The organism is Snodgrassella sp. CS2 (assembly GCF_050310315.1).
GTDB classification, from domain to species: Bacteria; Pseudomonadota; Gammaproteobacteria; order Burkholderiales; family Neisseriaceae; genus Snodgrassella; species Snodgrassella alvi_E.
Genome location: NZ_JBNPBA010000002.1, coordinates 37,240 through 50,252 on the forward strand (window position 1 = coordinate 37,240; position 13,013 = coordinate 50,252).

General features: G+C 43.9%; 12 protein-coding genes. 9 read left to right on the top strand and 3 right to left on the bottom strand.

The features are described 5' to 3' along the window. Positions 1-659: 659 nt before the first annotated feature. The 6 genes from trpB to accD all read left to right on the top strand — a co-directional run bounded on the left by trpB (position 660) and on the right by accD (position 6,674). The gene (gene trpB, locus ACQP6D_RS03800) at positions 660-1,862 is read left to right on the top strand and encodes a tryptophan synthase subunit beta (protein WP_100157328.1); all 1,203 of its coding nucleotides are present in this window, start codon (positions 660-662) and stop codon (positions 1,860-1,862) included. Between the two features lie 47 nt (positions 1,863-1,909). After that, positions 1,910-3,091, top strand: coding sequence for an MFS transporter (locus ACQP6D_RS03805; RefSeq protein ID WP_427857489.1), 1,182 nt, complete (start codon positions 1,910-1,912; stop codon positions 3,089-3,091). A 51-nt stretch (positions 3,092-3,142) separates the two neighbouring features. Continuing rightward, positions 3,143-3,418, top strand: a complete 276-nt coding sequence (locus ACQP6D_RS03810; protein WP_100140493.1) for an ACT domain-containing protein — start codon at positions 3,143-3,145, stop codon at positions 3,416-3,418. Between the two features lie 9 nt (positions 3,419-3,427). Next, positions 3,428-4,789, top strand: coding sequence for a PFL family protein (locus ACQP6D_RS03815; RefSeq protein WP_100140492.1), 1,362 nt, complete (start codon positions 3,428-3,430; stop codon positions 4,787-4,789). Between the two features lie 159 nt (positions 4,790-4,948). Beyond that, a complete protein-coding gene (trpA, locus tag ACQP6D_RS03820; RefSeq protein WP_427857490.1) occupies positions 4,949-5,734 on the top strand; it encodes a tryptophan synthase subunit alpha in 786 nt (261 codons plus the stop codon). Between the two features lie 67 nt (positions 5,735-5,801). Next, positions 5,802-6,674, top strand: coding sequence for an acetyl-CoA carboxylase, carboxyltransferase subunit beta (gene accD / locus ACQP6D_RS03825; RefSeq protein ID WP_100151813.1), 873 nt, complete (start codon positions 5,802-5,804; stop codon positions 6,672-6,674). Between the two features lie 958 nt (positions 6,675-7,632). Here accD and ACQP6D_RS03830 read toward each other — a convergent pair. Further along, a complete protein-coding gene (locus ACQP6D_RS03830; RefSeq protein WP_267408547.1) occupies positions 7,633-7,989 on the bottom strand; it encodes a DUF488 domain-containing protein in 357 nt (118 codons plus the stop codon). A 203-nt stretch (positions 7,990-8,192) separates the two neighbouring features. Beyond that, complete coding sequence (locus ACQP6D_RS03835) at positions 8,193-9,044, bottom strand: DsbC family protein (protein WP_267408546.1); 852 nt, start codon at positions 9,042-9,044, stop codon at positions 8,193-8,195. 325 nt (positions 9,045-9,369) lie between these two features. On the opposite strand from ACQP6D_RS03835, the gene ACQP6D_RS03840 reads away from it, so the two are divergent. The 3 genes from ACQP6D_RS03840 (at position 9,370) to ACQP6D_RS03850 (ending at position 12,002) form a co-directional block, all read left to right on the top strand. Beyond that, positions 9,370-10,170 carry a 3'-5' exonuclease gene (locus ACQP6D_RS03840; RefSeq protein ID WP_100157322.1) on the top strand — a complete coding sequence of 267 codons (801 nt, stop codon included), beginning with the start codon at positions 9,370-9,372 and terminating at the stop codon, positions 10,168-10,170. Positions 10,171-10,216: 46 nt separating this feature from the next. Beyond that, entirely contained in the window at positions 10,217-11,131 is a 915-nt protein-coding gene (locus ACQP6D_RS03845) for a prephenate dehydrogenase (RefSeq protein ID WP_180296745.1), read from the top strand. 475 nt (positions 11,132-11,606) lie between these two features. Next, positions 11,607-12,002: an ACT domain-containing protein gene (locus ACQP6D_RS03850; protein ID WP_267392138.1), complete on the top strand. Its 396-nt coding sequence runs from the start codon at positions 11,607-11,609 to the stop codon at positions 12,000-12,002. Positions 12,003-12,427: 425 nt separating this feature from the next. Here the strand turns inward: ACQP6D_RS03850 and ACQP6D_RS03855 are convergent, their stop codons facing one another. After that, positions 12,428-12,931 (bottom strand): phenolic acid decarboxylase, encoded by a 504-nt coding sequence (locus ACQP6D_RS03855; RefSeq protein ID WP_267408543.1) that lies wholly within the window; start codon positions 12,929-12,931, stop codon positions 12,428-12,430. Positions 12,932-13,013: the final 82 nt, after the last annotated feature.

The following is a 13,013-nucleotide window of genomic DNA, read 5'->3' on the forward strand; positions in this document are numbered from 1 at the left end:
TTTTGCGAACGTGGAATTTTTATTTTGGGCTTTAAAGATTTCCAAATCTGTGCTGATTTTGACTTTTACTAGCGATGGTATTAAGGAGTTTCGGTTAAATTAGCTGAAATGGATGATGCTTTAAAGCTGAATTTTTCTATCAGACTAAAATAAAACGAATGTTTTCTTTTAATAGAACGATATTTACCTGTCTGTCTGAGTATTGTGTTTTATTTCAGATTTTGATGGAAAATTTCAATGTAATAAACTCGTTGTTAAGTGTGAATGGTATGGTACAAGATTTTCAAAGTGGTTCTGATGTCTAGATACGAAAAGTAATTTACTAAAAATATGATTTTATCGTGTCGCTATAATCAATTTATCTAACGATGGTTTTTAATTATTCATCATAATTGAATAAACGAACATTCTTATATGACGTTTTTTTCTGATACTGCGAAACAGGTTATTCAGAACACAAGTCTGCATCGGCGTCATTTTGGTAATTATTTATGTTTGTTTTTTTGATACCCGAAATTGCGACATAGACAGATGAAAGCAAAGTTTTGAGTGCAATTATTCTGTAGGTTAGACAGTTTACAGGATAATGTATTTAAAAAATGTTAATATGGCCGAATAGTTTTATTCTCTAGGTATTTAGTCGCTCAATGGAAAAAAATATGGAAAATTATCATTATCCGGATGAACAGGGATTTTATGGTGAGCATGGCGGGCTGTTTGTATCAGAGACACTGATTACGGCTCTAACTGAGTTAAAACAGGCTTATTATGCAGCGAAGGCTGATCCGGCGTTCTGGGCACAATACCATGAAGATTTGAAATATTATGTGGGACGACCTAGTCCTGTGTACTATGCCCGCCGCCTAACTGCCCATCTGGGTGGGGCACAGATTTATTTGAAGCGGGAAGACCTGAATCATACCGGTGCGCACAAAATCAACAATACGATTGGTCAGGCTTTACTGGCACAGCGCATGGGTAAAAAGCGAGTGATTGCCGAAACCGGCGCTGGCCAGCATGGCGTGGCATCAGCGACAGTGGCAGCACGATTCGGCATGGAATGCACAGTGTTTATGGGCACAGAGGATATTCAGCGTCAGGCACCGAATGTGTACCGGATGAAACTTTTAGGGGCAAAGGTGGTGGGTGTGGATTCAGGCTCATGCACGCTGAAAGATGCCATGAATGAGGCTTTACGTGAGTGGGTGGCACGGGTAGATGATACTTATTATATTATTGGTACTTCTGCCGGTCCGATGCCCTACCCAGAAATGGTACGCGATTTTCAGTGCGTGATTGGCAATGAGGCCAAGCAGCAGATGCAAGAAGCAATCGGGCGACAGCCGGATGTAGCTGTAGCCTGTGTTGGTGGTGGTTCGAATGCGATCGGGCTATTTTATCCTTATATTAATGTCCCTGAAACGCGTCTGGTAGGAGTAGAGGCCGGTGGTCTGGGTCTGACTGGACATCAGCATGCTGCGCCCATCAGCTCACATAGTCCGGTAGGGGTTTTACACGGCTTCCGCAGTTATTTGATGCAGGATGAAAACGGGCAGGTGGTTTCCACGCATTCAGTTTCTGCCGGTCTGGATTATCCAGGAATCGGTCCTGAACACAGCTTGCTGCATGATATTGGTCGTGTTCAGTATGAAGCTATGGGTGACGAGGCAGCGATGGAAGCGTTCCATCTGCTCTGTCATCAAGAGGGAATCATACCAGCGCTGGAATCTAGCCACGCTCTGGCATGGGCTGTGGCCAATGCGCCGAAAATGAGTCCGGATGAAGTGATTCTGGTGAATCTTTCCGGCCGCGGTGATAAGGATATCAATACGGTTGCCCGTTTGGATGGTATCAGCCTGTGATTATGCAGGCCACTGTGCTGTAATTGTTTGAATATTGTTTGTGGTGTATGAATAATCGTATCAGGCTGTCTTCTGTACAGATTTTTGTGATGGCGTTGGCCATCGGTCTGGCGGTAGCTAGTAATTATTTTGTTTTTCCGTTGATTGAGGTCATGGCTCGCTATTTTGGGCTGGATGTGGACAGTAGCGGAATGCTGATTACACTCACACAGTTGGCCTATGCGCTGGGTCTGATGTTTCTGGTGCCTTTGGGTGATTTGCTGGATAACAAAAAACTAATCGTTTCTCTGTACGGTGTAGTCAGTATTAGTGCACTACTCATTGCACTGGCGCCGAATATATATTTATTTGTAGCCGGACTGTTGCTGGTGGGTGCTTTTTGTACGGTTGCGCAGATACTGATGCCACTAGCAGCCAGCCTAACTGATCCTGAGCAGCGCGGGCGGGTGATTGGTACGTTGATGAGCGGTTTGTTGCTGGGGATTCTGCTGTCGCGCACTTTTTCCGGTTTGGTGGCTCATTGGTGGGGCTGGCGCATGGTGTATGTATTAGGCGCGGTCATGCTGATGTTAATGACGCTGACTTTGCAATGGAAGTTACCGCATGTACAACGTGAGCGCAGCCGATCTTTTGGCTATTGGCAGACACTGGTATCGGTGTGGTCTTTGTTGTGGCGTACGCCGTTATTGCGTCAGCGTGGTGTGCTGGGGGCGCTGGATTTTTGTCTATTTTCTGTGTTGTGGACGCCGCTGACGCTGTTGCTCAGTAACGCTCCGTATCATTTCAGTTTAAGTACGATTGGTTTGTTCGGACTGTTTGGTGCGCTGGGTATATTCGGTTCCAATGTCGGAGGCTGGGCGGCTGATAAAGGCCGCAGTTATGCAATGACCGTGGTGTGTGCGCTGCTGTTTCTCTTCAGCTGGGTACTGCTGTATGCCGGTGGCCAGTATCTGTGGGCGCTGATTGGCGGGGTAATACTGCTGGATTTTGCTATTCAGGCTTTGCATATCTGCAATCAGTCATTAATTTATCGTTCTGATCCGGCGCTAAAAGGCCGTATTGCATCGGGCTATATGAGTATGTATTTTATCGGCGGTGTACTTGGTTCGCTCGCTTCCGCTATGGCTTATGCACATGTCGGCTGGAATGGAGTGGCAATGCTTGGGGGCGGAATTGCTCTTTTAATTCTGCTGTGTGCGCTTTTGTTTAAATGTGAGCAAATGTCTTAAGGCTGTTTGCGCTCTTCTGATTTGAAATCGTTATTGTGAATAGGATTGAGTATGTCTAGTCATGCTGTGATGACAGTAATTGGTAAGGACCGTATTGGTATTGTTGCTGAAGTTGCCACTTTGCTGGCAGAGCATCAGGTAAGCATTATGAATATTAGCCAGCAGCTTATGGATGATTATTTCACTATGATTATTCTGCTGGATACGGAGCGATGCACAATGCCGCGTTTGCAGTTCAGTGAATTTCTGGACAGTGAAGGTGAAAAGCGGGGTTTGCATATCCGTGTGCAGGACGAAGCTCTGTTTAATGCTATGCATCGGATTTAGGAGTTGTCTATGTCGTTTTCTATTCAGAATAATGAAATTCTGGAAACAGTGCGTATGGTCTCTGACCAGCATTTTGATGTGCGTACCATTACCATTGGTATTGATCTGCATGATTGTATTGATACAGACATTAACCGCCTCAATGAAAAGATTTTTAACAAGATTACGCGGGTGGGAAAAAATTTGGTGCAGACGGCAACAGAACTTTCTGCCAAATATGGTGTGCCTATTGTAAATCAACGCATTGCGGTCACACCGATTGCACAGATTGGTGCTGCCACTGGTGCGGATTCCTATGTATCAATTGCGCAGACGCTGGATAAGGCTGCCAAAGCCATTGGTATTTCATTTATTGGTGGTTTTTCCGCTCTGGTACATAAGGGTATGAGTCCGGCCGATGAGGTATTGATTCGTTCTATTCCTAAGGCAATGGCCTGTACTGATGTGGTGTGTAGCTCGGTAAATATCGGTTCTACACGTGCCGGTATTAATATGGATGCCGTTAGGTTAATGGGCGAAACCATCCGTCAGACTGCTGAAATCACGCCAGAGGGCTTTGGATGTGCCAAACTCGTTGTGTTTTGTAATGCTGTGGAGGATAACCCATTTATGGCCGGTGCTTTTCATGGTGCCGGCGAGGCGGATTGCGTGATTAATGTGGGCGTGTCCGGACCGGGTGTGGTTTGTGCGGCATTACAGAATACGCAGGGACTTTCTCTGACCGAAGTGGCCGAGCTGGTGAAGAAAACTGCGTTTAAAATTACTCGCGTAGGTGAGTTAATTGGGCACGAAGCCAGCAAAATGCTCGGTATTCCATTTGGTATTCTGGATTTATCACTGGCGCCTACTCCGGCAGTGGGTGATAGTGTGGCACGCATTTTGGAAGCAATGGGGTTGAGTGTATGCGGTACCCACGGTACCACAGCCGCACTGGCCTTACTTAATGATGCCGTGAAAAAAGGCGGTATGATGGCGTCTAGTGCTGTAGGCGGTCTGAGTGGTGCATTTATACCGGTATCGGAAGATGAAGGTATGATAGCCGCTGTAGAAGCAGGTGTATTGACACTGGATAAGCTGGAAGCGATGACCGCAGTGTGTTCGGTAGGTCTGGATATGATTGCGGTACCGGGCGATACACCGGCGAGTACGCTTGCCGGTATTATTGCTGATGAAGCGGCAATCGGACTAATTAATAGTAAAACCACGGCAGTGCGGGTGATTCCTGTTAGCGGTAAAGATGTTGGTGATTACGTAGAGTTTGGAGGTCTGCTGGGACGGGCGCCGGTGATGCCGGTAAAATCTGGTTCTTGCGAGGTGTTTATCAATCGCGGCGGTCGCGTGCCGGCACCAGTGCAGTCGATGAAAAATTAAAGGATGTGCTGTGGTGCATGCTATGATTAAGTTGAGATTAACTGTACAGCGGGTATTGCAGTCTAGCAGGAATCCCGCTGTTGCTAGAGGCAGCTAGAATAGATGTCCGTCTGGTGTCGCAGCAGCATTGGCACACTCCGAAAAGGGTAGATAAGAAAAATGAGTAGAATTCAACAGACGTTTGAGCAGTTGCATGGTCGTACTGCTCTGGTATCGTATATTACCTGTGGCGATCCTAATCCGGTTGCTACCGTAAAGCTAATGCAGACGCTGGTTGCCAATGGTACGGATATTATTGAGCTAGGCGTACCTTTCTCCGACCCGATGGCAGATGGGCCGGTTATTCAAGCCGCATCAGAACGGGCTTTGCGTCAGCATGTGTCACTGACAGATGTATTGGCAGTGGTGGCACAGTTCAGACAGGATAATCAGACTACACCGGTGGTATTAATGGGCTACCTTAATCCAGTCTTTCATATGGGCTATGCATCGTTTGCCCGTGCGGCTGCTCAGGCTGGTGTAGATGGTGTGTTGACTGTAGATTGTCCGGCAGAGGCAATTGATGATTTGCATGAACAGCTGAAATTACACGGACTGGATTGTATTTTTCTGATTGCCCCGACTACAACTGATGAACGGATTAAACTGATTGGCAGTAAGGCCAGTGGTTTTGTTTATTATGTGTCACTGAAAGGTGTGACTGGTTCATCACAGTTGGATACAACTGAAGTTTCGCGTAAAATTGATCATTTACGCCAGTTTATTAAGGTGCCTGTTGGTGTGGGTTTCGGTATCCGCGATGCTGAAAGTGCCCGCCGTATCGGTGCAGTAGCTGATGCAGTGATTGTGGGCAGCCGCTTTGTACAGACGATTGCTGAGCATGCAGGCCATGAAGCTGAGGCGCTCGCACCGGTAGTGGCCGAGCTGAGACAGGCGCTGGAATAATCTGCGTGCAATCCTAATTCTGCCGCCCGTAAGAAGTATGCGGACGGTAATAACCAGGAATGAAAGTATGAGTTGGTTAGATAAAATCCTGCCACCCAAGATTAAAAAAGATCCTGTGGCCAAATCCGGCGGTATTCCTGAAGGTTTATGGCAAAAATGTCCGTCTTGTGCGGCGACTTTGTATGCCACGGATTTGAAGAAAAACATGGAAGTGTGCCCAAAGTGCGGCTACCATAATCCGGTTTCAGCGCGTGAGCGCATTCACTTGATGCTGGATGAAGGTAAACAGTATGAAATTGGTGCTGATATTAAACCGATTGATATTCTTAAGTTCCGAGACAGCAAAAAATATACAGACCGTCTGAGTACTGCTCGCAAACTGACGCAAGAGGATGATGCGCTGGTGGTGAAGCGTGGCACTATGAATGGCGTACCGGTGGTAATAGCTGCTTTTGAATTCAATTTCATCGGCGGGTCTATGGGCTCAGTTGTGGGTGAACGTTTTGTGCGTGGTGTGCGTGAAGCGGTAAAACATAACTGTACTTTTATCTGTGTGGCTGCTTCTGGCGGGGCACGGATGCAAGAAGGCTTGAATTCGCTAATGCAGATGGCCAAAACCTGTGCTTCTCTGCATCTGCTGACGGATAAATCGCTGCCGTTTATTTCGGTATTGACCAATCCTACTATGGGTGGTGTTTCTGCGAGCTTTGCCTTTATCGGTGATGTGGTACTGGCGGAACCGAATGCACTGATTGGCTTTGCCGGTCCGCGTGTGATTGAACAGACAGTGCGTGAGACTTTACCGGAGGGATTCCAGCGGGCAGAGTTTCTGCTGGATAAGGGTGCCATTGACCAGATTGTCGACCGGCGAGAAATGAAAGAACGTATTGTGCGCCTGATTCAACTGTTACGTTCGCAGTCTGGTGCTAATGCAGCCTGAGCGACGGAACTTAATACAAGAATATAATTTAATACCCGGTCAGAAAGTAATTTTCGGCCGGGTATTTGTTTCAGACATAGGTTATCTATGTTTCACATGAACTGACTTCCCGAATATGTGCTATATCAGCTCAATAATAATATCTGATCTGTCACTGGGAAAAGGTACCACAGTTAAGCAGTTCAGATTGCATTTTTTCCAGTTTTTCATAGATATAATTGTATTTTGACGCAAATTCGACTTGTCATTTTATACATCTATACAAAATGAAGATTGATTATCCATTAGAAATTAATTGTCATTAAAACTTTATCTTTGTTTGATATTAAAAAATTAGGTTTTTTTCTAATTTTTCTTTAATCAAATGAAAAAAAGAATTGGCTGCATCTTAAGAGTCTATACCTTGATTATGCTTATTGATATATAACCAATAAACCCATGAATATAATAATAAAATGGCAAAGGAGTATTTGTATTAAGGCAATGACATAATCTACAGCAACTACGCCGTAATAAATTTCGCATTTCAAGATTAGTTTTTACAAGAATTTTTTTATAAACATATTTCAAATCCAAGACACTATTTGGAATCAACTCCCATCTTATAGGGTATTAACAAAATTCTTTTTCTTATTTCTTTATTCAATTTGCTCAATATTTTATTGATGTAAAAAATTTTATTTTTTCTTATAAAATCCCGGTAAATATTTTCTTAATGGGATTTATTCTAAATTATTGATCTTCATTTACTAACACAATATTTTTATGGTCTTCTTTCAGATTTTTGAGTCTGTTTACTCATGTTTGAATCTGCTCCGCATGACGAACTGAAAACCATCTGGAATCCCAAAGCCTGTGTGTGAAATTACTGTTGCCGCCCAGTGAATTTCTTTTGAAATCTCACGACAATCTTGGATCAATGGCGGTGTCCATATATCAGACAGCTTTTTACTGTTTTCTAACTGTCTCTATTCTGTAATTGTGCCAGTAATATTGGTACATGGCTGTGGGTAATATCTTTAACAGCGGTTAGCAGCCATAATTGCTGGTGCTGCTTATGCAGTTGTTGTAGCTTCTGCAAGTCTTGTTGCTGTTGTGGCTGCTTCAGTTCCTGCTGGTAGCGTAAGCAAAATTCACCATAGCGGGTATCGGGCTGCTGATGTAGCCACTGTCGCAGCTGGCTGGAAGGTGCAACGGTTTTTAGCCATAAAACATTGTTCATTCTGGTTTTGCTGATACCACGCGGCCACAGGCGGTCAATCAATACAGCTGGCTGTTGTTGCTGATAGGTGTAAACCCGCTCAATGTTATACATGGTTGCTGAAAGAGAAGCTAAATTTAATTAATAATAGATATAATAGCTTGTTTTGACAAGATGATGTGCTAGCTTTGATTAGAGTAAGATCTGAGTGTGCTCACTGCTCTTTTCAGACTGTTTTGCTGAATAAATGGATACTACTTTTTCAAAACAGAATAAAAAAGCAGCCGTTTACGGCTGCTTTTGCGTGTGACCAGTTTTTATTTCTGATTTTTGATTAATTCCTGCTCCAGTTCATTTTTACGCATTAGGCCGGAAATGGTTTTGCCGTTCGGAAATACCATGGTGGGGGTACCATCAAAACCAAATTTATTGCCTAATTTCATGGTGTCTTCTACGGGGTTGCTGCAATTGGCTACGCTGGCTGGTTCCTTGCCATGACGCATCCATTCTGTCCAGGCGGTGGTGCGTTCTTTCTGACACCATATTTGTACTGCTTTTTTCTGTGCGCCTGGATGTAGATCGGGTACCGGCATGAGGAATGTATAAACTGTGAGGTTATCAATCTGGGCGATTTCTTCTTCCAGTTTTTTACAGAAAGGGCAATCTGGGTCGGAGAATACTGCCATTACCCGTGTGCCGTTGCCACGTACTTCTTTGATTGCTTTATCCAGTGGTAACTGGTCAAAATCTATTTTTGATAAATCACTCATACGTTGCTCCGTCAGATTCTGATGGTGTTTGAGATCAATCAGATTACCCAGCATGATGTAATCGGCATTTTCATCAGTATAGATAATCTGATTACCGGTGATTACCACTTCATATATACCTTTAAATGGAGTGGTATAGATACTCTGAACGTTTAACTCTGAGCTTTTAAATGCTTTTTGCATGTTTTTGGACAGATTATCGCTAATTTTTTTATTGGTTGCGTCATCTACTGCCGCACCAACTGCAGCAGCTTTATTGGCTGATGCTGAGTCACTGATACCGGATTTGGCACTGGCGGTTTTGTCTATATTATGAACGGGAGTACCGTCGCAAGAAGCGAGGACAGGTATGGCCAGTAAAGGAACAAGCCATTGCCATAAGCGGATTTTGTTTATCATAAATGTCTGAGAATGAGTTAATAAGGGGTTATTGATAATCTGTGGCCATTATGCCCAGCCTGAGAAGTATGTGTCAGTATGAGCGTGAAAAATGCTGCTATTTTGTTGCTAAAACAGGCTTAAATCATACGGCAAGTAAATCTGTTTGGCTGCTAGAAAAATGATTCTGAGTTTAGGGTTTTCTGCATTTTTCACTGGTTCTGACTGATTGTGAGTATAAAACAATCCTGACCGTGTTGTAATACTGTTTTGAGGCTAAAACGTATGGCGCGTCTTCTTGCTTCATGCCACAATACTCTTTCGTTAATCAATGTGAACCATTGCCATGAATCCGATTTTGGCTTTCGATATTGAAACCGTGCCTGATGTGGCCGGTATCCGGGTACTTCATCATTTGCCGGCGGAAGTAAGTGATGCCGATGTGGTGGAGTTTGCTTTGCAGCAGCGAAGGGCAAAAACTGGCGGTAATGATTTTATGCAGCTGCATTTGCAGCAGGTAGTAGCCATTTCATGCTGTATGCGCTGGGGGGCAGAAAAAATTCATGTTGGTAGTATTGGCACGCCAGAAGATAGTGAAGAAACGCTGATTGCACGTTTTTTTGAGTTGATTGAAACACATACGCCGCAATTGGTGAGTTGGAATGGTGGTGGATTTGATTTACCGGTGTTGCATTATCGTGCGCTAATTTATGGTATCAGTGCCGCCCGTTACTGGGATATGGGGGAAGGGGATTTTGGTGACAGCCGAGATTTCAAATGGAACAACTATATCAGCCGCTATCATGCACGTCATTGTGATTTGATGGATTTGCTTTCTCTCTATCAAGCGCGAGCCTGTGTTCCGTTGGATGATATGGCTAAGCTGTGTGGTTTTCCAGGTAAGCTGGGGATGGATGGTAGTAAGGTCTGGGCTGCATATCAGCAGGGAGAATTAACCCAGATTCGGCAGTACTGTGAGACAGATGCCGCTAATACTTATTTAATGTATCTGCGTTTTAATCTGTTGCGTGGTTTTCTGAATGCCGATGAATACGAACAGGAAATCCGTGGTCTGAAGGTTTACCTGAAAGGATTGCAGGCGCCGCACTGGCAGGAATTTCTGGATGCATGGGGACGGCCACTCTGATGATGAAAGCTGATAAGCCGGACACGGTAATGATGTTGTGGATAGAATGATTGCTGAGATAAGTATGCATAGGCTGGTGCTGATTGGGGTAGGGCTGATAGGTGGTTCGCTGGCACTGGATTTAAAACGGGCGGCACGGGTGGAAGAGGTGGTTGGCATTGATATTGATGCTGACAATCTGACGCGGGCTTTAGAGCGACGTGTAATTGATTGTGCCTACGAATGCATTAATGCAGAAAGTATGGCTGATGCCGATATGGTGCTCATCGCTACGCCAGTTAATACTTTGCCGATTATCTGTCGCCAGCTTGCGCCATTTTTGCCAGATAGATGTATTGTCACTGATGTGGGCAGTACTAAGCAGCTGGCTTTGCAGGCTTTTGCTGCTGAGTTGCCACAGCATTATGAGCGCTGTGTGGCGGCACATCCGATTGCTGGTTCCGACCGTCATGGGGCGCTGGCGGCACAGTTTGGCTTGTTTGCTGCAAAAAAATGTATTATCTGTGCTCATGAGCAGCAGGATAAAACGGCTTTGCAGGCTGTGGAAGCAATGTGGCAAGCGGTGCAGGCGCAAATTTATCATCTGGATGCAGCCAGACATGATGCGATTTTTGCTGCTGTAAGCCATTTGCCGCATATGCTGGCTTATGCCTATGTGCATCAGCTGGCGGAAGCAGCTAATGCGGATGAGCTGTTACAATTTGCTGGTAGCGGTTTTCGGGATTTCACTCGAATTGCTGCCAGTCATCCGCAGATATGGACGGATATTTGTTTGGCGAACCGACAGGTGCTGGCTGGTCTGCTTGAGAAACAACAGCAGGAGCTGGCATATTTGAAGCAATGCCTGCAAGATGGTGATGCGCAGAAGCTCACGGCTTTTTTTGCAAAGGCTCAGAAAATCCGTGAAAGCTGGCAAAATGAGCAAATTCAGGCTACAGCAGGTGTGCCGGCAGGCAGATAATACCTTGGTATAGCTAAGTGATAGTAAGATAAAGTCTTTTTTGATATTTTTTCAGCACAAGTTAGATGCAGTTAATGAATTTTGCGGTATTTTTAATTAAAATAACCTTATTTTGTCGAATTAATACAAAATATGACTTGCTATGCAGGCGTAGTTGAGGCATAATTCGCTTCGTTAAATCAGCTCCTAGTTGGTTTAACAGTTTCTCCTCTATTTCTCCTTTGTAGACTTGGCGCACACTTAACCGTGTGCGCATTTTTTTATCTGTTTTTTATTATGCTAACGGAATTTTTATAAGTCATATTCGACTCGCCTCTTAGCTGTATTTTGTTTGTTACTAAAGAGGTGCATTCCGGATATTTGGTTTTAAATAGCGAAGTGTTGTCGGAAAGCCAGAAAAATATACGCCTAAGCTTTTGTTGGTATATGAATGCTGTTAGGATAGTTGTTTTATATTTAGACTCAGGGGAAGATTATGTCTGGTGAAAGTAATTTGCATGTTTTGCTCCAATCGGCAGCGCCGCAGCATAATGCGGGCAAATATGTGTTCTGTACCGTAAAGCAGCCGGTGGCTGAATTGCTGTCTGCTGCTGTGGCTACTGTGCAGGAAAGTGAGGGAACTACGCTGATTCTGCCTCAGGCTGTGGCTGATGAGCATCAGCTAAGCTATGACTATGTTGCCGGCTGGATTACCTTGAAGGTGCATTCATCTCTGTCTGCTGTAGGACTTACCGCCGCTTTTTCTCGCGCTCTGGCACAGCAGAATATCAGCTGTAATGTTGTGGCCGGCTATTATCATGATCATATTTTTGTTGCAGAAACTGATGTAGCACCGGCTTTGGATATTCTCAATCATTTGGACAAAGCATAATAATAATATATGACCGGCTTAAATCATGATTTTGCGTTGGCAAAAATCATGATTTGACTATATTTCGATTTTGTTAATTTGTTAACATAGGTCGGGTTTATCAATATTTTTAGTTGCTTGAAAATAGTTATATGGATTGCTTAATTTCATTCTCAATTTCAAGGCTTTGTCTCGGCCTTAGTACAATTTCATTCTGATTTACATACTATTTGATAAAAATTAGGTCTGCTATGTGCTGAAGCTTCTAAATCTATATGTTCGATATTTGAAAGCATGTTTTACCAGCAAAAATAAAGTAGTGTGCAGTGTGATGGAGATGTTCTGAATATTTAAAAAAAGTATTGCTGCGAATGGTTGTTACTGGCTTGAGGATGAAAAAACAGGGCGGAAAATTTAATTTCCGCCCTGTTTTCTGAAGATATTAATTAAAGATTATTCGGAAAATTGGCTGGCAGTTCGCTGGCAGGACAGTTAATGATGCTTTCATCATTTTCACCACAATCACGGATGAAGGTAATGGTGGCAAATTCATCAATTACTTCCGTAGGATAGGCCGGACCAGCTTCTCGGTAAGCTTCCATTTGTGGAATATGCTCATTCTGGAAGCAAACGGTTTTTTCCGGATTGTTGATTACCCAACGTGGGAAAAAGATGGTGCCGTGGAAGATTTTGTCGGCCAGGTTGACGCTCAGGCTGACGTCGGTACCGGTTGGTTCGGTCCATGAGATTTTGTATACATTTTCAGCCAGCCGTACTAGATAGACTTTTTGACTTTTTACCCAACGATTGCCCACTATGCCACTGTGAATGCGGTAATCGATTGTGGTGGCATTTTTCACGTATATTTCGTAGTTCCAACCATTATCATAGGTGTAAACCAAATGTTTTCCTAGAATATTGCTCAGATCGTTTTTATCAAATACAGACATTTTTTTCCTTTCAATTAAAAGATATTTTGATTAAATGGATAAGTGAAGTTTAAACAGGTATGGACCAGATGAATAACGTTAT

What these genes read in the sequence shown, in the direction of transcription:
- trpB (WP_100157328.1), top strand. Translation starts at nt 660, where the DNA reads ATGGAAAATTATCATTATCCGGATGAACAGGGATTTTATGGTGAGCAT.
- accD (WP_100151813.1), top strand. Translation starts at nt 5,802, where the DNA reads ATGAGTTGGTTAGATAAAATCCTGCCACCCAAGATTAAAAAAGATCCT.
- ACQP6D_RS03835 (WP_267408546.1), bottom strand. Translation starts at nt 9,044, where the DNA reads ATGATAAACAAAATCCGCTTATGGCAATGGCTTGTTCCTTTACTGGCC.
- ACQP6D_RS03805 (WP_427857489.1), top strand. Translation starts at nt 1,910, where the DNA reads ATGAATAATCGTATCAGGCTGTCTTCTGTACAGATTTTTGTGATGGCG.
- ACQP6D_RS03855 (WP_267408543.1), bottom strand. Translation starts at nt 12,931, where the DNA reads ATGTCTGTATTTGATAAAAACGATCTGAGCAATATTCTAGGAAAACAT.
- ACQP6D_RS03845 (WP_180296745.1), top strand. Translation starts at nt 10,217, where the DNA reads ATGATTGCTGAGATAAGTATGCATAGGCTGGTGCTGATTGGGGTAGGG.
- ACQP6D_RS03810 (WP_100140493.1), top strand. Translation starts at nt 3,143, where the DNA reads ATGTCTAGTCATGCTGTGATGACAGTAATTGGTAAGGACCGTATTGGT.
- ACQP6D_RS03840 (WP_100157322.1), top strand. Translation starts at nt 9,370, where the DNA reads ATGAATCCGATTTTGGCTTTCGATATTGAAACCGTGCCTGATGTGGCC.
- ACQP6D_RS03815 (WP_100140492.1), top strand. Translation starts at nt 3,428, where the DNA reads ATGTCGTTTTCTATTCAGAATAATGAAATTCTGGAAACAGTGCGTATG.
- trpA (WP_427857490.1), top strand. Translation starts at nt 4,949, where the DNA reads ATGAGTAGAATTCAACAGACGTTTGAGCAGTTGCATGGTCGTACTGCT.
- ACQP6D_RS03830 (WP_267408547.1), bottom strand. Translation starts at nt 7,989, where the DNA reads ATGTATAACATTGAGCGGGTTTACACCTATCAGCAACAACAGCCAGCT.
- ACQP6D_RS03850 (WP_267392138.1), top strand. Translation starts at nt 11,607, where the DNA reads ATGTCTGGTGAAAGTAATTTGCATGTTTTGCTCCAATCGGCAGCGCCG.